A 21622-nucleotide genomic window follows, 5' to 3' on the forward strand; every position below is an offset into this window, starting at 1 on the left:
GCCGACGACGATCACGCAGTGGATGCACCGGCACCGGCGTTCGCTGCTGTTCCTCGCCCTCATCCTCGCCATCGGCGGCATCGCCGGCGCGTTCAACCTGCCGGTCTCGCTGTTCCCCAACGTCTCGTTCCCGCGCGTGCGGGTGACGCTGGACGCCGGCGACCAGCCCGCCGACCAGATGGTGGTGAGCGTCACCCGACCGGTGGAGGAGGCGATCCGCCGCGTGCGCGGCGTGCGCGAGGTGCGTTCCACCACCAGCCGCGGCAGCGCCGAGATCAACATCGGCTTCGACTGGGGCGCGGACATGGGGCGCGCCCTGCTCGACGTCGATGCCGCGATCGGCGAGGCGCTGCCGAACCTGCCGCCCGGCCTGAACGTGGAAGCGATCCGGCTCGACCCCACGGTATTCCCGATACTCGCCTACAGCCTGCGTTCCGACACGCTCACGCCCACCCAGCTGCACGACATCGCCGAGTTCCAGCTGCGCCCGCTGCTGTCCGGCGTCACCGGCGTGGCCCAGGTGGACGTGCAGGGCGGCGACGTGGCGGAGTTCCACGTGGACGTGGACGCGGCGAAGCTGCGCGCGCAGGGCCTGACGCTCGCCGACCTCGATCACGCGGTGGCCAGCGCCGCCACCATCCAGGCCATGGGCCGGCTGCAGGACCACTACAAGCTCTACCTGCTGCTGGCGGACAACCAGCCGGCCACCGCGGCGGCGCTGGGCGACATCGTGCTGCGCGCCGGCGCGCACGGCGTGCTGCGTCTGCGCGACGTGGCGAACGTGGGCATGAGCCACCAGCCGCAATGGGTGCGCACCACCGCCGACGGCCACGATGCGGTGCTGATGCAGGTGTTCCAGCAACCCGACGGCAACAGCGTGCAGATCGCCCGCGACGTCAAGCAACGCCTCGCCGACTACCAGCAGCAGGCGCCGCAGGGCCTGCACATCGCCAACTGGTACGACCAGACCCAGCTGGTGCTGGGCGCGGCCGGCAGCGTGCGCGACGCGATCCTGATCGGCATCGTGCTGGCGGGGCTGGTGCTGTTCGTGTTCCTGCGCAATGCGCGCGTGATCCTGGTGGCGCTGATCGTGGTGCCGGCCACGCTGGCGATCACCGTGCTGCTGCTGGCCCTGCTGCACATGAGCTTCAACATGATGACGCTGGGCGGCATGGCCGCCGCGGTCGGCCTCTTGATAGACGACGTGATCGTGATGCTGGAGCACATCATGCGCCGGCTGCGCGACGGCTCCGGGCCGGTGCGGGAGCGCATCGCCGGGGCGGCCTGGGAGTTCACCCGTCCGCTCACCGGCTCCAGCGCGGCCACGGTGGTGATCTTCCTGCCGCTGGCCTTCCTCAGCGGCGTCACCGGCGCGTTCTTCAAGGCGCTGTCGCTGACCATGGCCAGCGCGCTGGTGATCTCGTACCTGCTGACCTGGGTGGCGGTGCCGCTGCTGGCCGAATGGCTGATCGACGAGCGCCATGCCGCGGAGCATCCGCCCGGCCGCTTCTCGCAGCGCCTGCTGGCCGGCTACGAACGCACGCTGGGGCGACTGCTGCAGCGACCCGTGCTGGTGCTGGCCGGCGTGGTTCCGCTGCTGCTGGTGGGCGTGCTGGCGTACCGGCAGGTGGGCAGCGGCTTCATGCCGCAGATGGACGAGGGCGGCTTCACGCTGGATTACCTGTCGCCGCCCGGCACCTCGCTGGACGAGACCGATCGCCTGCTGCAGCAGGTCGAAAAGATCATCCGCGCCAATCCGTACGTGGACACCTATTCGCGGCGTACCGGCCTGCAGCTGGGTGGCGGCCTCACCGAGCCCAACACCGGCGACTTCTTCGTGCGTCTGAAGGACGGCGCACGCCCCCCCACCTCCGACGTGATGGAGCAGATCCGCGAGCAGATCGCGGCCCAGGTGCCGGGGCTGGACGTGGACGTGGCGCAGCTGATGGAAGACCTGATCGGCGACCTCACCGAGGTGCCGCAACCGATCGAGATCAAGCTGTACGGCGACGACGAGACGCAACTCGACGCCACCGCGAAGAAGGTCGCCGCGGCGATCGCCAAGGTCGACGGCGTGGCCGAGGTGCGCAACGGCATCAATCCCGCCGGCGACGCGCTGGACGTGCGCGTCGACCCGGTGAAGGCCGGCCTGCTGGGGCTCGATCCGGTGGCGGTGGCGCAGCAGGTGTCCGATGCGGTGGCCGGCAACGTGGCCGCGCAGCTGCCGCAGGGGCCGAAGATGATGGCCGTGCGCGTGTGGCTGCCGCCGGCTTCGCGCGCGCAGGTGGAGCAACTCGCCACGCTGCCGATACGCGCTGCCGATGGCCACGTGGTGCCGCTGTCCGCACTCGCCACGATCCGCGCGGTGCAGGGCCAGCCGGAGATCGACCGCGACAACCTCAAGCGCATGGTGGCGGTGACCGCGCGCATCGTGGGCCGTGACCTCGGCTCCACCGTGGCCGACGTGAAACAGGTGCTGGCCACGCCCGGCCTGCTGCCGGCTGGCATGTACCACGAGCTGGGTGGCCTGTACGCGCAGCAGCAGACCGCGTTCCACGACCTCAGCGTCGTGATGCTGGCGGCGATCGCGCTGGTGTTCACCCTGCTGCTGTTCCTCTACGAGAGTTTCCGCGTGGCGCTGGCGATCATGGCGGCGCCGCTGCTGGCGATGGCAGCGGTGTTCGTGGGGCTGTGGGTCACCGGCATCGAGCTCAACATCTCGGCGATGATGGGCATGACGATGATCGTGGGCATCGTCACCGAGATCGCGATCTTCTACTTCACCGAGATGGCCGACGCCGAGCGGCGCATGCCGCTGCGCGAGGCGCTTCTCCATGCCGGCCACCACCGCATGCGGCCGATCCTGATGTCCACCCTCGCCGCGATCCTCACCCTGCTGCCGCTGGCCCTGGCGCTCGGCCGGGGTTCGCAGATGCAGCAGCCGCTGGCGGTGGCGATCATCGCCGGCCTGCTGGTGCAGGTGCCGCTGGTGCTGCTGGTGATGCCCGTGATCTACGCAGTCCTGCGTAGATCACCAAAGAACCCGCCGCCACACGAAGCCGGATCGCTGCGCGTGGCCGATCGCTGAGGGTTGCGAACCCGCCGGCACGCTCGCCCCCTCTCCCGCTGGCGGGAGAGGGTTGGGAGAGAGGGGGCCCTTTGGCGACTTCCGCCGAAGCAACGATGCAAGGCATGCCGCCTCGTGAAATACTCCGGACACTGTCACTGCGAGGTCTTCGCCATGTCCCATCACGGCAGCTGCCACTGCGGGCGCATCGGGTTCGATGTCGAAGGCGAGTTCGATGCCGCGATGGAGTGCAACTGCTCGCACTGCAGTCGCAAAGGCTATCTGCTGTGGTTCGTGCCGCGCGAGCACCTGCGCGTGAGCACGCCGGAAGCGGACATGGCGAGCTATCGCTTCAACAAGCACGCGATCGACCATCGCTTCTGCCCGCATTGCGGCTGCGCACCGTTCGGCATCGGCACCGGCCCGGACGGCAAGGCCATGGCGGCGATCAACGTGCGCTGCCTCGATGACGTGGCGCTGGACGCACTCAGGCGCGTGCCGTTCGACGGCCGCAGTCGCTGAACCCGGAGCTTGTTCAGCGCAGCGGCTTCGCCAGCCGCAGCAGGTCCGTACCGAAACCGGCGGCCTCGTACACCTTGCGCGCTCGCTCGTTGCCGGGGAACACCGCCAGCGTCACCAGCTGGCACTGGTGGTCGCGTGCCCATTGCTCGGCGTGCGCCAGCAGCGCCTGGCCCACGCCGCGGCCCTCGTGCGCCGGCGCCACAGCGAGGTCGGAGATGTGGCAGTTGCTGCGCCCGGTGAAGAAGTCCTCGGTGCGCTGCAGGTGGATGAAGCCCACCCGCGTGCCGTCGGCGTCCTCGGCCACGAACAGGTGGCTGTTCGCCGGCTGGTCTTCCAGGTGGCGCAGCAGCTCGTCGCGGATACCCTCGATGCATTCGTGCCGGCGCCGCCAGGCCGGCAGCGGGAAATCCGCGAAACGCGGCACCAGGGCCAGGATGAAGTCGTCGTCGTCTTCGGCCAGACGGATCAGCAGGGACGGGTTGCTCATGGTCGTCGTGTATGCGGAAACCTGCGCCGGTTCTACACCCGGGCGACACGCGGCGAAAGTGTACCCGGCAAGGCTATAGTGCGGCATTCGTGTCTTCGCCGAGGAGCGCTCCATGCCCGCCACCCGCATCCGCCTGCAGACCGGCGACGACACCACGCTTGCGCAGGGCATCGCCGCGATCCAGGACGAAATGAAGCTGCCGCTGGCGTTCCCGCCCGCGGTCGAGGCCGAGGCGGGCCAGGCGGCCGCGCAGCCGCGCCTGCCGGAGCTGGACCGCACCGACATCCCGCTGGTCACCATCGATCCGCCCGGTTCGATGGACCTGGACCAGGCGCTGCACTTCGAGCGGCGCGACGGCGGCGGCTACCGCGTGCATTACGCCATCGCCGACGTGGCCGCGTTCGTGGCGCCGGGCGGTGCGCTGGATGCGGAGGCGCATCGTCGCGGCGAGACGCTGTACGGCGCCGAGTCGCGCATCCCGCTGCATCCGCCGGTGCTGTCCGAGGGCGCGGCCTCGCTGCTGCCGGGCCAGTTGCGGCCTGCGCTGCTGTGGACGATCGATCTCGATGCCGGCGGCGAGATCGCCGCCGTCGACGTGCGCCGTGCCCGCGTGAAGAGCCGCGCGCGGCTCGACTACGCCGGCGTGCAGCAACAGCTCGATGCCGGCACGGCCGATCCGCTGTGGACCTTGCTGCGCGAAGTGGGCGAGTTGCGCCAGCAGCGCGAGCGGGCGCGCGGCGGCATCAGCCTCGCGCTGCCCGAGCAGGAGATCAGCGTGGTGGACGGCCAGTGGCAGCTGGCGTACCGCGCCAACCACCCGGACGAGGACTGGAACGCGCAGGTCTCGCTGCTCACCGGCATGGCGGCGGCGCAGCTGATGGTGAAAGGCAAGATAGGCATCCTGCGCACGCTGCCGCCGCCGCAACCGCAGGACATCGCGCGGCTCAAGCGCACGGCGCAGGCACTGGCGATCGCCTGGCCGGACGGGCAGAGCTACCCCGATTTCATCCGCGCGCTCGATCCGTCGAAGGACACCCATGTCGCGATGCTCACCGCCTGCACCACCGTGCTGCGTGGTGCCGCCTACGTGGCCTTCGACGGCGAGCTGCCGGCGCAGCCCATGCAGTCCGCGGTGGCGGCGGAATACGCCCATGCCACTGCGCCGTTGCGTCGGCTGGTGGATCGCTACGTGGGCGAGGTCTGCGTGGCGCTGTGCGCGAACCAGCCGGTGCCGGACTGGGCGCGCGCCGCGCTGCCGGCCTTGCCCGAGCTGATGGCCGAAGCGGACCGCCGCGCCAAGCATTACGAGCGCCAGGTGATCGACCTGGTCGAGGCCGTGCTGCTGGCGCCGCGCGTGGGCGAGACCTTCCGGGGCGCGATCGTGGAGGCGAACGGCGCGGAACGCGGGCGCGGCAATGGCCACGGCAACGCTGCCGCGCACGGCGGCGTGGTGATGCTGCACGATCCGGCGATCGAGGCGCGCGTCACTTCCGCGACGCCGTTGCCGCTGGGGCAGGAGGTGACGGTGCGGCTGGCCGCGGCGGACCCGGTGAAGCGGATGGTGCGCTTCGAGCTGGCGGGCTGAGCGCGCTCAGCCCGCTCGCGGCGCCCGGATCGCCCGCGAGAAGTCCTCGCCCGGCCGGCTCGCGCGCGCCTGATCGGTGATGCGCGCATGCGCGTTCCACTCGTCCAGAGTGCGGCGATGGTCGAGTGCGCCGATCTTGTAGAGGTAGCCGGGCAGGTAGCCGGTGAGCAGCAGGCGCGCGTCCAGCGGCAGGCCCGGGTCGAGCTGGCGCGCCATGCGGTACACCACCGTGGCGCAGTTCGAGGTGAAGGTGTTGTAGAACGCGGGCGCGCCGGCGAGCCGGTTGGCGGCGCGCACGTAGGACAGGAACAACGCGCGCATCGCCTCGCGGTCGATCGCCAGCGGGTAGAGGTAATCGTCCTCGCCGCGCACGTTGGTGCGCACGCGGATCAGGTCGCTCTCCGGCGCGGCGATCAGGGTCGTCTCGAAGTCCTTGAAGAAGCCGCCGATCGAGGAGAACTGCTGGCCGCGCCGCTTGCGGATCTCCACCGAGAACGCCAGGTGGCGGCCATCGTCGAAGCCGAACGAGATCATCGCGTGGGCGATCGCCCGGCTGCCCCAGTGCGACAGCACCGCGTCGGCGGAGACCAGGTGGCCGAGGTCGTAGCGCTGCGTTTCCCAGCGCGCGTCGTAGTCGTCGTCGCTGCGCCAGGTGAAATCGCGCACGTTGTGCAGGGTGACCACGTTGCCGTGCACTTCCCCGGTGAGCAGGCGCGCGACGTCGTCGGCCCAGCTGCGGTCGTTGCTCGGCGCGATGGTGGACCACCACGCCAGCAGCAGCGCGTAGGCCAGTGCGTAGCCGCCCAGCGGCCACCACGTGCGGCGCAGGATCGCGATGGCGAACAGCGCCAGCACCAGCACGGCCCACAGCATGGCGCCCAGCGTGCGCACCGCGCCGCCGCCGGGCAGCTGGTACCACAGCGCCAGCGCGCCCCAGGCACCGGAAACGAAGGCGGCCAGCGCGCCCAGCAGCAACGCCAGGCCGCGCCCCGTCGCGCGCAGGAAGTTCGCCATGCCAGGGTCCATGCCGACAGCCTGCCGCGATGCGTGCGGGAAGACAACGGGGCACCGGCGGCTGTGACTACAATCGCGCCTGGTCTCATGGCGGAGGCGGCCGGGGCATGCAGGGCGATCCGATCGGGCACGGCTGGCTGGCGCGCTTTCTCGTGTCGGTACTGCTGCTGTGCCTCAACGCCTGCGCCATGGTGGGCGTGAGCCGGTTGAAACCCGGCGACGTGGTGAGCGAGCAGCGCGCCGACGTGATCGGAAGCAGGCAGCTCAGCGACAGCACGGTGCAGACGCTGAACGTGCTGGCGCTGAGCGCGAAGCAGTGCGCGAAGTCCTTCGGCAGCTGCGCGGGGATCGTCGAGCACGCCAGCGGGCTCGACGAGGAGCGGCGGCTCTCCGCGCTGTCCGAGCTGTGGCTGGAGCGGGCTTTGCGCGGCGACCGCGGACCGGCGATGGACGACGCCACGCTGGACGCCTACCTGCAGTGCGCGCGCTACGCCTATGCCTACCTGTTCTACACGAGGCGCACGCCGGCCGAGCGCGTGTTCGACCAGCGCCAGGCCAAGGTGATCGCGTTCTACGACTACGCGGTGGAACGCGTGGTGGGGCGCTGGTTCCAGGAACTGCCCAGGCTCGGCACCGGCTGGACGCAAACCGGGCTGGCGGGCTGGACCGTGCTGCGGCCGGATACCGACCTGCGCACGCGCGCCCCCACCGCGGAACTGATTTCCGCCTCGACGCTGCGCTTCAAGGGCCTGCGCAACGTCTACCGGCGCGACGGCTTCGGCTCGGACTTCGTGGCCGTGGCGCCGCCGGCCGCGGCGGATGCGCCGGCCGTGCCATGGCGCGAGCCGCGCTACGTGGCGATGACCGGCGTGCTGGTGTTCGGCGGGCACACGCTGGACGAGGTGCTGGACACGCGGCAGGTGCAGCTGCTGGCGCGCGATCCCTACCGCGATGCAAGCGTCACCATCGCCGGCCGCAGCGTGCCGCTGGGGGCGAACTTCACCGCACCCTACGGCCTGTGGCTGGCCCGCTCGGGCTTCGCGATGCAGTCGATCCGCTCGCTGCTGGGACGCGAGGGCGGTATCGAGGAGCCGCGCGTGCTGCTGATGCAGCCATACGATCCCGGCCGCCTCACCGTGGTGATGCTGCACGGCCTGGCCAGCAGCCCCGAAGCCTGGGTGAACGTGGCGAACGAGCTGCTGGGCGACGAGCAGCTGCGCCACAACTACCAGGTGTGGCAGGTCTACTACCCCACCAACGCGCCGATCGCGGTGAACCTGGTGCAGATCCGCCGCGCGCTGGATGCCACCATCCGCCACTTCGACCCCGCCGGCACCGCGCGGGCCACGCGCGGCATGATGCTGGTGGGACACAGCATGGGCGGGGTGATCGCGCGCCTGCTGGTGTCGTCCAGCGGCGACAGGCTGTGGAGCCTGGTGCCGGAGGGCAGGAATCTGTCCGCCGCGAAGCGTGCGCGGCTGCGTCGGCAGCTGGCGCCCTACCTGCAGTTCTCGCCGATGCCGCAGGTGGATGAGGCGGTGTTCCTCGCCGCGCCGCATCGCGGCACGCCGACGGCGCGGCACACCCTGGCCCGCTGGGTGGCCGAACTGATCCGCCTGCCGCTAGGCGTGCTCAAGGAAGTGGCCAGCATCTCCGACCTGCTCGGCGACGAGGGCGGCAAGGGTGCGCCGCTGCACGTCTCCAACAGCGTGGGCAACCTCAGCGACACCGACCCCTTCATCGTCGCCACCGGGAACCTGCCGATCTCGCCCGCGGTGCGCTACCACTCGATCATCGGCCTGTACAAGCCGCACGGGCCGCTGGCGCAGAGCAGCGACGGCGTGGTGCCCTACGCCAGCGCGCACCTGGCCGGCGTGGCATCCGAGGTGGTGATCCCGTCCTGGCACAGCGTGCAGGAGACGCCGGCGGCGATCCTGGAACTGCGCCGCATCCTGCGGCTGCACCTGCGGCGGGAACCGGGCGACGGCGCGCCGCCATGAACGGAAACGCCCGGGGCGGCCCGGGCGTTTCCGTGGGGACGGTATCCGGCGGGAGCCGCGTCAGGACGCCGCCGAGGCCGTCGCACCGGCGCCGGTGGAATCCACCGTCAGCGAGACGCGGCGGTTGTCGGCGCCGCGGTCGCGGCTGGCGCCCTTCACCACCTGGCGGTTCGCATCCTTGCCGTAGCTCACTGCGCGGATCTGGTCGGCGTTGATGCCGCTGGAGACCAGGAAATCGCGCACGGCCTTGGCGCGCCTCATGCCTAGCTTGCGGTTGTAGGCGCGCGAGCCGGCCGGGTCGGCGAAGCCTTCCACGGTGATCAGCACGTTCGGGTGGTACTTGCTGATGGTCTCGGCGAAGTTCTGCAGCGCCGGCTTGTCCTGGTCGCTGAGCTCGGCGCTGTTGAAGGCGAAGTGCGCCACGGTGTCCACGCTGACGCGGCCCTGCATCGCGGTGATCTGCGAGTCGTACTTGGAGAACTGCGACTGCATCTGCTGCTTGATGGCGTCGATCTGCTGCTGCTGGTCCTGCTGCTTCTGCTGGAGCTGCTGGACGGCGGCATTGAGCTCGTCCTTCTTCACGTACTGCGAGCAGCCCGCCAGGCCGACGGCCATGAGGCTCGCTGCCAGTACGGCGATTCGCGGGGTTCGGATGTTCATCGAGGTCTCCTGGTGTGCGTGCCGGCATCGCGAGCGACAGCGACGGCGCCGGCCGTTCATGGATTCCCCCGGTTGTGTGCTGCCTTTTCGAACCTAACCCATGTCGGTGCGAAAGCGCGCATGTCGATGATCCACCGCTACGGTTGCGTTCAGTTTTTTCAGTTTCCCGTTGCGACGGCGGCAGGGCGCCGCATGCAGGCGTGACGCGAAAACGCGAAGCCCGGCGAGTGCCGGGCTTCGCTTCGACGCCGCTGCGGAGCGTGCTCAGGCGATGTCGGGCAGCGTCGCCACGCCGGCCTCGATCGCCGCCTTGTGCGTCAGCGTGCGCGGCAGGATGCGCGCGAAATAGAACGCGGCGGTGTCGCGCTTGGCCTGCTTGAACGCAGCGGACTGCTGGCTGGCCTCGGCGGCGGCCACGCTGCGCGCCCAGAAGTAGGCGAGGGTGACGTAGCCCGCGTACCACAGGTAATCCACGGCGGCGGCGCCCAGTTCCTCCGGGTTGGCCTGCACGCGCTGCGCGAGCTGCAGCGTGAGCTCGCCCCACTGCTTCACCGCGGCGCCCAGCGGCGCCACGAAGGCCGCGAGCTTCGCGTCGCCCGCGTGCGCCTTGCAGAACGCGCCGATCTCGGCGGCGAAGTGCCTGAAGCCCGCGCCCTGCAGCTGGAGGATCTTGCGGCCCAGCAGGTCGGCGGCCTGGATGCCGGTGGTGCCTTCGTACAGCGTGATGATGCGCGCGTCGCGCACGAACTGCTCCATGCCGTTCTCGCCGATGTAGCCGTGGCCGCCGTACACCTGCAGCGCTTCCTTGGTGCATTCCTGCGCGAGTTCGGTGACCACGCCCTTGGCGATCGGGATGAGGAAGGCCACCAACTCGCCGGCCTGCTTGCGCTCGGCCTCGCTCTCGCCGCGCGACTCGATGTCGGTCTGCAGCGCGGTGTAGTAGAGCAGGGCGCGCGAACCTTCCACGAAGGCGCGCTGGGTGAGCAGCATGCGGCGCACGTCGGGCTGCACCAGCAGGCTGTCGGCCGGCTTGTCGGGGAACTTCGCGCCGGACAGCGCGCGGCCCTGCAGGCGCTCGCGCGCGTAGTTCAGGCTGTTCTGCCACGCGCGTTCGGCCAGCGCCAGGCCCTGCACGCCCACCGACAGGCGCGCGGCATTCATCATGGTGAACATCGCGGCCAGGCCCTTGTGCGGCTGGCCGATCAGATAGCCCTCGGCGCCGTCGAAGTTCATCACGCAGGTGGCCGAGCCCTTGATGCCCATCTTGTGCTCGATGGCGCCGGCGAAGGCGGCATTGCGCGCACCGGGCGAGCCGTCCGCGTTCACCTTGAACTTCGGCACGATGAACATCGAGATGCCGCGGCTGCCGGCCGGCGCGTCGGGCAGGCGCGCCAGCACCAGGTGCACGATGTTCTCGGCGAGGTCGTGCTCGCCCGCGCTGATGAAGATCTTGGTGCCGCTGATCGCGTAGCTGCCGTCGGCGTTCGGTTCGGCGCGCGTCTTCAGCAGGCCGAGGTCGGAGCCGGCCTGCGGCTCGGTGAGGCACATCGTGCCGGTCCAGCGGCCTTCCACGATGGGCTTCATGTAGGTGTGCTGCTGGGCCTCGGTGCCGTGCAGCTCCATCGCGTGGCAGGCGCCTTCCGACAGCAGCGGGTACAGGCTCCACGCCAGGTTGCCGGACTGGAACAGCTCGGTGGTGGCGATGCCGAGCACGCCCGGCAGCGCCTGGCCGCCGAACGCTTCCTTCGCGGTGAGTCCGGCCCAGCCGCCGTCGGCGTAGGCCTTGAACGCCTCCTTGAAGCCCCTCGGCGTGGTCACCGTCTGCGTGGCCTTGTCGTAGTGGCAGCCCTCCGCGTCGCCCGGCGCATTGGTGGGCGCCAGCACCTGTTCGGCGAGCCGGCCCGCTTCCTCCAGCACCGCGTCGAGCAGGTCGCGGCCGTGTTCCGCGCCGCCCTGCAGCCTGGTGAGGATGGCCTCGGCGCCCAGCAGGTCGAACAGGGCGAAGCGTTGGTCAGCCAGCGGTGCCTGGTAGATGGTCATGGTCGTTTTCTCGGGAAGTGGGAATCAGCGGTAGGTGTTGGTTATGCCCGGCACCGGCGACAGGAAATCGTCGTGCCGGAACGGGAAGTCCTGTGCGTTCTTGTTATCCGGGTGGTCGGCCAGGTCCGGCTGGGCGTGGATCGTGCCGTTGATGGCATAGGCCAGCGAACCGGCGCTGCCTTTCGCGGCCACGGCGGCGAGCGCGGTGGCCATCGCCGGCGTGGGCAGCACGTCCACCGTGGTCACGTCGCCGGCGAAGGAGGGGATGTCGAGGTCGAACGTGGTGTGCAGGCGCACCGGCATGCCGTTGGCCACCTGCAGCGTGCCCTCGATGGCGTTGAAATCCATGCCGCCGTAGCTGTTGTTCTGGATGCGCACGGTGAGCCGCCACACGCCGTTCGGCAGTACCTGCATCTGCTGCACGGTGAGCGAGGGCGGGAACACGCTCTTGCGTTGCGGGCCGCAGGCGGCAAGTCCGGCGGCGAGGGCAAGCAGCACGAGACAGCGGAGCAATCGCATTGTGGCCACTCCTCAAACGATTGTTTGAATCTTGACCCGGAGCCGACGCATGCGTCAATGCCGGGGGCCTGGATGGTTTCCGCCGCCCGGAGTTTCCGGACGGTTTCCACCGACATGGACTGCAGGCATCATGGTGCGTTCCCCGCCAATATCGAGTGCCATGACCCGTCGCATCGCCGCCCGCCGCTCCCCCATCCACGGCAATGGCGTGTTCGCCGCCGCCCCGATCCGCAAGGGCGAGGAAATCATCGAGTACAAGGGCACGCTGATGACCCATGCCGAGGCCGACGACATGTACGGCGACGGCGGCGAGACCGGCCACACCTTCCTGTTCACGCTCAACGACGACTACATCATCGACGCCAACCGCAAGGGCAACAGCGCGCGCTGGATCAACCACAGCTGCGCGCCGAACTGCCGTGCGGTGGTGGAGGAAGCCGCCGACGGCAACCCGCGCCACGACAGGGTGCTGATCGAGGCGATCCGCGCGATCAAGCCCGGCGAGGAGCTCACCTACGACTACGGCATCATCCTCGAGGTGCCGCACACCGCGCGCCTGAAGAAGCTGTGGAAGTGCCTGTGCGGCGCGCCGAACTGCACCGGCACGCTGCTCAAGTCCAAGCGCTGAGCCAGCCCCGGCGGGCGCCGGTTTCCGCACCGGCGCCACCGCTTCCCGCGGCGAAGATTCCCGCCGTTCCGGTGCCTAGCCAGCCGGCAAAAAGCCCCCCTATACTCCGCGGACACGCGCGTCGGGGGGACGGGCGGCCATGGACAGCAACCGGGGACAAGGTATGGAAAGCAATCCGTACGCGGCGCCAGCCGCGGTCGTGGAAGACATGGGCGGGCCTTACGCCGACGATCTGGAAAGCCGCAAGGCCGGCCGCGGCAAGCGCCTCGGCGCGGCGCTCATCGATGGCCTGACCAGCCTGCCCTGGGTCGGCCTGTTCGTGGGGGCGTACGTGATGTACGCCAGTGCGGCCCGGGAACAGCTGCCGAGGCCGCAGACCGCCGGCATGCTGATCTTCCTCGGCATCCTGCTGATGCTCGGCCTGCTCGTGGTCAACTGCGTGATGCTGCATCGCAGTGGCCAGACCATCGGCAAGCGCGCGCTGGACATCGCCGTGGTGCGCAGCGACGGCAGCCCGATCACGCTGCTCCGCTACATCTTCCTGCGCGTGGTGCCGATGTGGCTGCTCGGCATGATTCCGCTGGTGGGGCGTTTCATCGGCCTGGTCGATCCGCTGCTGATCTTCGGCAAGGAGCGGCGCTGCCTGCATGACCTGATCGCCGACACCATCGTCGTCGACGCTTGATGCTGGACTCGGTCCGCGAGATCGAGACGCCCGAAGGCATCTCGCTGCGCCTGCGCGCGGCCGGCCCGCTGCCGCGCGCGCAGGCGTGGATGATCGACACGGTCATCCGCCTCGTGCTGCTCATGCTCGCGATGATTCCGCTGTCGCTGCTCGGCACCGGCGGCCGCGGCCTGGTCATGCTGGCGATGTTCCTGCTGCTGTGGGCGTACTGGGTGGCCTGCGAGCTGTGGCTGGACGGGCAGAGCCTGGGCAAGCGGGCGCTGGGCTTGCGCGTGGTGAACATGGACGGCACGCCGGTGACCTGGCTGCCGTCGGTGACGCGCAACCTGCTGCGCGTGGTGGATGCGTTGCCGGGCGTGTACGGCGTGGGCCTGGCCAGCACCCTGGTCGATCCCTGCGCGCGCCGGCTCGGCGACATCGTGGCCGGCACCTTGGTGGTGCACGCGAAGGAGCTGTCGATCGGCCACCAGGTGCCGTCGGCGCCGGCACGGCCGCTGCCGGTGCCGCTGGCGCCCGAGGAACAGGCGGCGCTGGTGGACTTCGCCGAGCGCGCGGACCAGCTCACCGTGCAGCGCCAGGAGGAACTGGCGAACCTGCTGGAGCCGCTGACCGGCTGCCGCGACACCGTCGCGGTGGCGCGCCTGCTCGGCTACGCGAACGGCCTGCTGGGGCGTCCATGAAACAGCAACGCTTCGTGGCCCTGCATGCGAAGGAGTGGGACGGCCTGCAGGCCTGGCTGGGCGAACTCGGCCGCGAGCCGAAGCGCGGCATGCGCCGCGAGCAGGCGCTGGAATTCCCGGCCGCGTACCGGCGCGTCTGCCACCACCTCGCGCTGGCACGCGGGCGCGGCTACAGCCGCGAGGTCACCGAGCGGCTGCAGCAGCTGGTGCAGCACGGGCATCGCGTGCTGTACCGCCCGCCGCCGCCGCGCTGGCATCGCGCGGCGGCCTTCCTGGTCGCGGATTTTCCGCGCCTGGTGCGCTCGCAGTGGCGCTGCATGGCGCTGGCGGCGGCGCTGTTCTATGTGCCGGCGCTGGTGCTGCTGGCCTGGCTGCAGGTGCATCCCGAACTGGCGCACACCCTGTTCAGCAGCGCGCAACTGGCCCGGTTCGAGCGCATGTACGACCCCGCCAATCCGCACCTGGGCCGCAGCAGCGGCACCAACCTGCAGATGTTCGGCTTCTACGTGTTCAACAACGTCGGCATCGCCTTCCGCACCTTCGCCTCGGGCCTGCTGTTCGGCGTGGGCGCGATCTACGTGCTGGGCGCGAACGGCATCATCGTCGGCGGCGTGGCCGGCCACCTCACCGCGATCGGCTACGGCGGCCCGTTCTGGCGCTTCGTGGTGACGCATTCGGCGTTCGAGCTGAGCGCGCTGGTGATCGCCGGCGGCGCCGGCCTGCAGCTGGGATTGACCCTGCTCGCGCCCGGCCGGCGGCGGCGCGGGCCGGCGCTGGTCGAGGCCGGCTGGATCGGCGCGAAGCTGGCGCTGGGCGCGTTCGCGATGCTGGTGGCGGCGGCGTGCATCGAGGCGTACTGGTCGTCGGGGGCTTCGCTGCCCGATCCGCTGCGCTTCGGCGTGGCCGCGCTGGCGTGGCTGCTGGTGCTGGGCTGGCTGGGTTTCGGCGGCAGGGCGGCGCGGCATGGAGCTTGAGCGGATCAGCGTGGCCCTGCGCCCGCGCGAATCGCGCGAAGCGCTCGACCTGGGCGCCGCGCTGCTGCGCGCGAACGCCGGCGCCGTGTGGCCGGCATGGTTCGCCTTCACCGCGCCGGCGTTCCTGCTGTGCAATGCGCTGGGCCTGCTGCTGCGGCTGCCGTGGCTGGGCCTGCTGCTGACGTGGTGGCTGAAGCCGCTGTTCGACCGCGTGCCGCTGTACGTGCTCTCGCGCGCAGTGTTCGATCATGCGCCGCGCTGGCGTGAGACCCTGCGTGGCCAGCGCGGCCTGCCGTGGCGGCCGACCCTCGCCAGCTTGGGCTGGCTGCGCCTGGACAGCCATCGCGCGCTGCGCCTGCCGCTGGAATTGCTGGAAGGCGCGCCGCGCAAGCAGCGCGCCGCGCGCTGGAAGGTGTTGCGCCGCAAGCTGGTGGGCGAAGCGAGCCTGCTCACCTGGGGCTGCCTGCAGTTCGAGCTGGTGCTGTTCCTCAGCGCCTGGATGCTGGCGCTGTGGCTGCTGCCGAACGAATGGCGGCCGGCCTCGTTAGCCGATTTCCTGCGCCACGACGTGCACGCTGCGGGCACCGCGTGGACGTTCGCGGCAGCCGCCGTGGCCTATCTCGCGATGAGCGTGATCGAACCGCTGTACGTGGCCTGCGGTTTCGCGCTGTACCTCAACCGGCGCACCCAGCTGGAAGGCTGGGACATCGACCTCGCGTTCCGCCGCCTGCGCGCGCGCCTGCTGGGCGCGGGCAAGCTGCTCGGCCTGCTGCTGTGCCTGGGCTTGCCGCTGGCCGGCCATGCCGCGACGCCGGCGGCGGCCGCGTCATCGGCGCCTGTGGTGAGCACGCCGCAGGAGGTCTTCCGCCAGCCGCTGGACGAGGGCGACCGGCGTTTCGCGGCGGCCGCGGCGCAGGTGTACCGCGATCCGCGATTCGGCGGCGAGCATCACGTGCGGCGCTGGGAGCTGAAGTACAGCCGCCCGCCAGCGCAGGAGAAAGTGAGCGCGGACTTCGCGCCGCTCGGCATGCTCTCGGGCCTGCTCAATGCCTTGCTGTGGCTGGCGCTGGGCGCGGTCGTGGTGGCGCTGGCCTGGTTCGCGTGGCGCTGGAGCAGCGGGCTGCGCGGCGAGGCGCCGTCGCCGCCGTCCGCGGCGAACCTGGCGGCGACGGTGGACGAGACACCCGAAACCCTGCCGCCGGACGTGGCCGGCGCCGCCCGCGCGCTGTGGCAGGCGCAGCGCCGGCGCGAGGCGCTGGCGCTGCTCTATCGCGGCTGCGCGGAGCGCATCGCGCTGCAGCTGCAACTGCCCGTCGCGGCCGATGCCACCGAGGCGGACTGGCTGCGCCACGCCGCCGCGCTGGATGACCCGGCGCGCACGCGGCGCGCCGCCGCGATCGTGCGCACCTGGCAGTACGCCGCCTACGCCGGCCGCTATCCCGACCAGGCCGCGTTCGAGCAACTGCTGGACGGCTGGCCGATGCAGGCGGGAGGCATGGCATGAAGCATCGCGGCCTGCTCGTCGGCGGGTTGGTGCTGCTGGGCGCGGCGCTGCTGGTCAGCCTGTTTTTCGCCAGCTTCCAGCGGCGCGACGTGGTGGAACCGACCCCGCCCAGCGGCGCGGCGCAGACCAACCCGCTGTTCGCGCTCGAACAGGCGCTGCGCGACGTGGGCGAACCGGCGGCGTCGCTCGCCACGCTCGATCCGCGCCAGATGCCGCTGCGGCCGGGCGACACCGTGCTGGTGGACGCCGACGCGGGACGCATCGATACGGAAACCGCCGCGCGGCTGCTCGCCTGGGTGCGCCAGGGCGGCCATCTGCTGCTGATGCCCGATGCGGGCGCGCGCGCGCCGGTGTTCGCCGCGCTGGACCTGCTCGATCCAAGGCCGGCCACCTTCGCCTGCAGCCGCCTCGGCGACGGGCAAAAGGCCACCAGCCTGTGCGGCCCGCGCTTCCGGCTGCAACCCGCGGCCGCGAAGGCGGTGGACGCGGCGATCGGCGACGCCGGCGGCGGCTACCTGTTCGCGCGCACCGCGCTCGGCCGTGGCCACGTCAGCCTGCTGGCCAGCTTCGCGCCGCTCGAACGGCTGCGGCTGAAGCAGGTCGAGGCGCAGCGCTTCGCCTGGCGCCTGCTGGCGCCGAACCGCGGCCGCGGCCAGATCTACCTGGTCTACGCGCTGGACGGCCAGCCGTTCCTGCAACTGCTGGCGACGCGGGGCTGGCCCGCCCTGCTGGCGCTGGCCCTGCTGCTGGCGGCGTGGATGGCGATGCGCAGTGCGCGCTTCGGTCCGCTGCTGCCCGCGCCCGCGCCGCATCGCCGCGCACTGCTCGAACACGTGCAGGCCGCGGGCGAATTCCTCTACCGCCGCGACGGCGGCCGCAGCCTGCACCAGTTGGCCTGCCAGGCCGTGCTGGCGCGGTTGCGCCGGCGCGATCCCGCCAGCGCGCGCTTGAACGGCGAAGCCTTGTACGCGCGCCTCGCCGAACGCGGCGGGCTGGACGCCGCGCAGGTCGCGCAGGCCTTCCAGTCACCCGCGAACGCGCAGGCGTTCCGCGCATCCCTCATCACCCTGGCGCGACTCAGGAGCCGCCCATGACCACCGAAACCCTTGTCGCTGCGGCGGCCTCTCCGGATGCCGCGAAGCCGATGCCGATGGCCGAACTGGGCGAGCGCGCCCGCGCGCTGCGCGAGCAGGTGGGGCGGGCCTTCATCGGCCAGCCCGAGGTGTTCGAGCAGGCGCTGCTGGCCCTGCTCGCCGCCGGCCACGTGCTGGTCGAGGGCGTGCCCGGGCTGGGCAAGACCCTGCTGGTGCGCGCGCTGGCCGCCGCGGTGGGCGGCAGCTTCGGGCGCATCCAGTTCACGCCCGACCTGATGCCGGCCGACGTCACCGGCCACGCGGTGTACGACCCCAAGGCCGAAAGCTTCCGCCTGCGCCGCGGCCCGGTGTTCGCCAACCTGCTGCTGGCCGACGAGATCAACCGCGCGCCGGCCAAGACCCAGGCCGCGCTGCTGGAGGCGATGCAGGAAGGGCAGGTCACCATCGAAGGGCGCCGCATGTCGTTGCCCGCGCCGTTCATGGTGGTCGCCACGCAGAACCCGATCGAGCAGGAAGGCACCTACGCGCTGCCCGAGGCCCAGCTCGACCGCTTCCTGGTCAAGCTGCTGATCGGCTATCCGGGGCTGGAGGACGAGCGCCGCATGGTGGCGGAAGTGGTCGGCGGCAAGCTGGCCGCCGACCTCGACGTGTCGTGCGTGGAACAGGTGGTCGACCAGGCCGGCCTGCTGGCCATGCAGCGCGGCGTGGCCGCGATCCGCATGGACGCCGCGGTGACCGACTACGCCGTGCGCATCGTGCGCGCCACGCGCGAATGGCCGGGCGTGATCGGCGGCGCCGGCCCGCGCGGCGGCCTGGCGCTGGCACGGCTGGCGCGGGCGCGCGCCGCGCTCGACGGCCGCGACTTCGTGACGCCCGACGACGTGCGCTCGGTGGTGCCGCCCGCCTTGCGCCATCGCCTGCTGCTGGCGCCGGAGGCGCTGCTGGAGCGCCAGCGTGCGGACGACGTGCTCACGGCGCTGCTGCACAAGGTGGTCGCGCCACGGCAATGAAGAACTTCCGAGCTACCGCCCCTTTGCCCGTCATTCCTGTGTCCGATCGGCGCCGAGCCTCGATGCTCCCTCCCCTGCCTGCAGGGGAGGGTTGGGGTGGGGTGCTCTTGCCTGCCCGGTGCCCCCGGAAACACCCCCTCCCGACCTCCCCCTGCATGCAGGGGGAGGAGCAAAGCCGTGGCGCAGTCCACTTACTGGAGCACGCCGATTGAGGCCCGCTCCGCTCATGTTGTGGCTGCTGCTGGCCTGGACGCTGCTCGGCGTCGCGGCCAGCCTGGGCCAACTGCCGCTGTCGGCGTGGCTGGACGCCGGTGCCGCGCTCGCCGTGCTGGCTGTGCTCGATGCCTGGCGCCTGCGCCGCACCGCCTCGCCCGAACTGCAGCGCGAACTCGCGCCGGTGCTGCCGCTGGGGCCGGAGGCGACGGTGGCGCTGCACCTGCGCAATCCCACGAAGCATCGCCAGCCGCTGCGCCTGCACGACCTGCATCCCGGCGGCTGGGCGGTGCGCGGCATGCCGCGCCGCGTGACCCTGCCGCCCGGCGGCGCGCTGCGGCTGGACTACGCCACCACGCCCGACGCGCGCGGCCAGTTCCACTTCGGCGGCTGCCACGCGCTGCTGCCGTCGCCGTGGCGGCTGTGGCGCGGGCGGCGCGTGCTGGGCGAGCCGTCCTCCACCCGCGTGTACCCGAACTTCGCCGTGCTGGCCGAACTGGCCGGGCTCAGCGTGGAGCTGGCCTCGCGCAGCGTGGGCGCGCGCCTGCAGCGGCGGCGCGGCGAAGGCACCGAATTCCAGGAACTGCGCGACTACCGCGTCGGCGACAGCCTGCGCAAGATCGACTGGAAGGCCACCGCGCGCAGCCACCGGCTGATCTCGCGCGAGTACCGCGAGGAGCGCAGCCAGCAGGTGATCCTGATGCTGGACTGCGGCCGCCGCATGCTGGCGCAGGACGGCCCGCTGGCCCACTTCGACCACGTGCTCAACGCCTCGCTGGCGCTGGCCAGCATCGCGCTGCGCGAAGGCGATGCGGTGGGCCTGCTGGCCTGCCTCGGCCAGCAGCAGCGCTGGCTGCCGCCACAGCAGGGCGCCGGCGGCATGGACCTGCTGCTCGGCGCGGGCTACGACCTGCATGCGCAGCCGCTGGCCACCGACTACCTCGCCGCCGCGAACGCCCTGCAGGTGCAGCAGCGCCGGCGCGCACTGGTCATCGTGGTCACCAACGTGCGCGACGAGGACGACAAGGAGCTGCGCATGGCCCTGAGCCTGCTTTCCCGCCAGCACCTGGTGGTGCTGGCCAGCCTGCGCGAGCAGGCGCTGGACGATGCCGCCCACGAACCCGGCGTGGAGCTGGAAACGGCGATCCGCAGTGCTTCGGCGATGCACTACCTCGCCGAGCGCGAGCGGGTGCATGAGACGTTGCGGCGGGAGGGGGTGAATGTGCTGGATGTGCGGTGTGCGGAATTGTCGGGGGCGTTGATCGAGAGGTATCTGGCGATCAAGCGGGGGAATCGGCTATGAAGGCACAAGGGTCCGCGCGAGGGGGCGGGCCACGCTTGCCGCTGCCGACTTCGGATGGGAGTATCGTCACTTGACCCGCGCGTCGGGAAAGGTTGCGGAATTAGGCGGCAGGATTAGGCGGCGCGATCAGGGGAACTCATTGATTTGTGAAGGAAGCTTTCGACGGTGGCTGCCTGATTTGCCTGGTTAGGCTGCCGGATTAGGCTTCATTCAACAACCGAATTTAAGTTAGCCGTCAAAAGGGGAGCCACGCGATGTGCAGAGTACTGTCAATCTTGCTACTTGCAGCGCTGCTAGCGGCATGTGCAACAGGGCAGATTGTGAAAAGTGATGTTCACGCCGGGATGAGCAAGCAACAAGTCATTGCGGCATTGGGGCAACCTGATGGCTTTCGCCAGAGTGGGGACTACCAGGCACTAGAATATGCCAATAGACTCATTAGTGGCTGGTCGTGGGACCGTGCAGATTATTATGTCATTTTGCAGGATGGCAAGGTCGTTTCGTATGGTCCTGGCAAAATCAGACAAGAGAATCCGAACAGTAACGTACTCATACTCGTGCCACTGCACTAGAAATGCCAATTTCTTCGTATTCGTATAACGCGGCAATTGCCGCGCTCACGCCCATCCTCACCGATCTCCCGCCCGTGGTCGTGGCAATTGATGGCGCGCCGGGTTCCGGCAAAACCACGCTCGGTAGGTACTTGGCTTGGTACTTCAACGTTACGTTAATCGAAACAGACCTATTCCTTGAGCCCGGGCAGGGCTTTAAGTACCGCATAGCCGAGCTGCAGCACGTCGTTTCCGCGCGCCTCGCACGTGAGCACCCGGTAATTCTGGATGGGGCCACCGTCGGCCGGCTGCTTAGAGACCTAGACCAAACAGCCGCGTTTAGGGTTTACGTATCCAACTGCGGACCGACTATGGGTAGTTCACCGCACGCCGATCTCAGATCATACGAAGCTTCTTTTCGGCCGCGCGACACCGCGAATCTGGTGGTCGAGGTATGCCACTAAGCCGGCTAACAACTCAATCCAGCGGACGCACCCAGAGGTTAGGTAAATGGATGAAAATCCGCACCAAAAAGCTCTCGAAGACTATTACCACGTCAACCGAAGCCACTTGCAATGGTCGTTTTGGTCGAGCTTGGGGGCTCTGGCCATCGGCCTTGCCGTGCTAGTTATTGGTGTCATCGCAATATTTCGTGGGAGCAATTCTGTTGCTGCTCAGATTGCGACTGTGAGTGGTGTACTTACCCAGTTCATTGGTGCAGGTTTCTTCTACCTTTACAGCAAGAATCTAAAGCAGCTCAATGTCTTCTCTCAGCAAATCGTCAAACTTCAAGATACCCTCTACGCAATTGGGCTCGTGGCTCATTTGCCAGAGCCGCGACGCGCTCCGACGTTCGAGACAATCATCGCTACACTCATCACTCGCAATGAGCCAAAAACTCAAATGTCGCCAGAGCTGGTCAAGGCCTACTCGGACGCCATGAAGAGTCGCAATGCAACCTAAGGATGCTCTGATCTATTCCCCATCCGAGGCATCATAGCGGCGAGCCCCAGGAAGCCCATTCCCGATGAAACAACGTTCGTTCGCCTCGTTGAGTTTCGACGCCAAGAAGAAGCCTACCCGCCG

At 69.9% G+C, this 21622-nt stretch carries 18 protein-coding genes; 13 read left to right on the top strand and 5 right to left on the bottom strand.

The window, feature by feature from the left end:
• Positions 1-22 precede the first annotated feature (22 nt).
• Complete coding sequence (locus ABQJ56_RS09630) at positions 23-3088, top strand: efflux RND transporter permease subunit (protein ID WP_367844822.1); 3066 nt, start codon at positions 23-25, stop codon at positions 3086-3088.
• A gap of 153 nt (positions 3089-3241) precedes the next feature.
• Entirely contained in the window at positions 3242-3589 is a 348-nt protein-coding gene (locus ABQJ56_RS09635; RefSeq protein WP_367844792.1) for a GFA family protein, read from the top strand.
• Positions 3590-3602: 13 nt separating this feature from the next.
• Here ABQJ56_RS09635 and ABQJ56_RS09640 read toward each other — a convergent pair whose 3' ends face one another.
• Entirely contained in the window at positions 3603-4076 is a 474-nt protein-coding gene (locus ABQJ56_RS09640) for a GNAT family N-acetyltransferase (RefSeq protein WP_367844793.1), read from the bottom strand.
• A gap of 112 nt (positions 4077-4188) precedes the next feature.
• Here ABQJ56_RS09640 and ABQJ56_RS09645 point away from each other — a divergent pair, with 112 nt between their 5' ends.
• Positions 4189-5661 carry an RNB domain-containing ribonuclease gene (locus ABQJ56_RS09645; protein WP_367844794.1) on the top strand — a complete coding sequence of 491 codons (1473 nt, stop codon included), beginning with the start codon at positions 4189-4191 and terminating at the stop codon, positions 5659-5661.
• Positions 5662-5667: 6 nt separating this feature from the next.
• Here ABQJ56_RS09645 and ABQJ56_RS09650 read toward each other — a convergent pair whose 3' ends face one another.
• Positions 5668-6675, bottom strand: coding sequence for an Lnb N-terminal periplasmic domain-containing protein (locus tag ABQJ56_RS09650; protein ID WP_437343413.1), 1008 nt, complete (start codon positions 6673-6675; stop codon positions 5668-5670).
• A 107-nt stretch (positions 6676-6782) separates the two neighbouring features.
• On the opposite strand from ABQJ56_RS09650, the gene ABQJ56_RS09655 reads away from it, so the two are divergent.
• Complete coding sequence (locus ABQJ56_RS09655; protein ID WP_367844796.1) at positions 6783-8675, top strand: esterase/lipase family protein; 1893 nt, start codon at positions 6783-6785, stop codon at positions 8673-8675.
• Positions 8676-8735: 60 nt separating this feature from the next.
• Here the strand turns inward: ABQJ56_RS09655 and ABQJ56_RS09660 are convergent, their stop codons facing one another.
• The 3 genes from ABQJ56_RS09660 to ABQJ56_RS09670 form a co-directional block, all read right to left on the bottom strand.
• Positions 8736-9335: an OmpA family protein gene (locus ABQJ56_RS09660; protein ID WP_367844797.1), complete on the bottom strand. Its 600-nt coding sequence runs from the start codon at positions 9333-9335 to the stop codon at positions 8736-8738.
• A gap of 264 nt (positions 9336-9599) precedes the next feature.
• Complete coding sequence (locus ABQJ56_RS09665) at positions 9600-11375, bottom strand: acyl-CoA dehydrogenase C-terminal domain-containing protein (RefSeq protein WP_367844798.1); 1776 nt, start codon at positions 11373-11375, stop codon at positions 9600-9602.
• Between the two features lie 24 nt (positions 11376-11399).
• Positions 11400-11894 (bottom strand): hypothetical protein, encoded by a 495-nt coding sequence (locus ABQJ56_RS09670; protein WP_367844799.1) that lies wholly within the window; start codon positions 11892-11894, stop codon positions 11400-11402.
• Between the two features lie 160 nt (positions 11895-12054).
• Between ABQJ56_RS09670 and ABQJ56_RS09675 the strand changes: the two genes are divergently transcribed.
• From ABQJ56_RS09675 to ABQJ56_RS09715, 9 genes are all read left to right on the top strand, one after another.
• Positions 12055-12522 carry an SET domain-containing protein gene (locus ABQJ56_RS09675; protein ID WP_367844800.1) on the top strand — a complete coding sequence of 156 codons (468 nt, stop codon included), beginning with the start codon at positions 12055-12057 and terminating at the stop codon, positions 12520-12522.
• 163 nt (positions 12523-12685) lie between these two features.
• A complete protein-coding gene (locus ABQJ56_RS09680; protein ID WP_367844801.1) occupies positions 12686-13207 on the top strand; it encodes an RDD family protein in 522 nt (173 codons plus the stop codon).
• Positions 13207-13887 (top strand): RDD family protein, encoded by a 681-nt coding sequence (locus ABQJ56_RS09685; protein ID WP_367844803.1) that lies wholly within the window; start codon positions 13207-13209, stop codon positions 13885-13887. Before ABQJ56_RS09680 ends, ABQJ56_RS09685 begins: the two co-directional genes overlap by 1 nt.
• The gene (locus tag ABQJ56_RS09690; RefSeq protein WP_367844804.1) at positions 13884-14861 is read left to right on the top strand and encodes a stage II sporulation protein M; all 978 of its coding nucleotides are present in this window, start codon (positions 13884-13886) and stop codon (positions 14859-14861) included. The genes ABQJ56_RS09685 and ABQJ56_RS09690 overlap by 4 nt, the downstream gene beginning before the upstream one ends.
• A complete protein-coding gene (locus ABQJ56_RS09695; RefSeq protein ID WP_367844805.1) occupies positions 14851-16365 on the top strand; it encodes a DUF4129 domain-containing protein in 1515 nt (504 codons plus the stop codon). Before ABQJ56_RS09690 ends, ABQJ56_RS09695 begins: the two co-directional genes overlap by 11 nt.
• The gene (locus ABQJ56_RS09700) at positions 16362-17459 is read left to right on the top strand and encodes a DUF4350 domain-containing protein (protein WP_367844806.1); all 1098 of its coding nucleotides are present in this window, start codon (positions 16362-16364) and stop codon (positions 17457-17459) included. The genes ABQJ56_RS09695 and ABQJ56_RS09700 overlap by 4 nt, the downstream gene beginning before the upstream one ends.
• 50 nt (positions 17460-17509) lie before the next feature.
• Positions 17510-18469: an AAA family ATPase gene (locus ABQJ56_RS09705; RefSeq protein ID WP_437343414.1), complete on the top strand. Its 960-nt coding sequence runs from the start codon at positions 17510-17512 to the stop codon at positions 18467-18469.
• Between the two features lie 208 nt (positions 18470-18677).
• Positions 18678-19985, top strand: a complete 1308-nt coding sequence (locus ABQJ56_RS09710) for a DUF58 domain-containing protein (protein ID WP_367844808.1) — start codon at positions 18678-18680, stop codon at positions 19983-19985.
• 1061 nt (positions 19986-21046) lie between these two features.
• On the top strand, positions 21047-21499 hold the full coding sequence (locus ABQJ56_RS09715) for a TRADD-N-associated membrane domain-containing protein (protein WP_367844809.1): 453 nt from the start codon (positions 21047-21049) through the stop codon (positions 21497-21499).
• Positions 21500-21622 lie beyond the last annotated feature (123 nt).

Origin of the sequence: Rhodanobacter geophilus (genome assembly GCF_040812275.1) — a bacterium.
In the GTDB taxonomy this organism is placed as follows: Bacteria; Pseudomonadota; Gammaproteobacteria; order Xanthomonadales; family Rhodanobacteraceae; genus Rhodanobacter_A; species Rhodanobacter_A geophilus.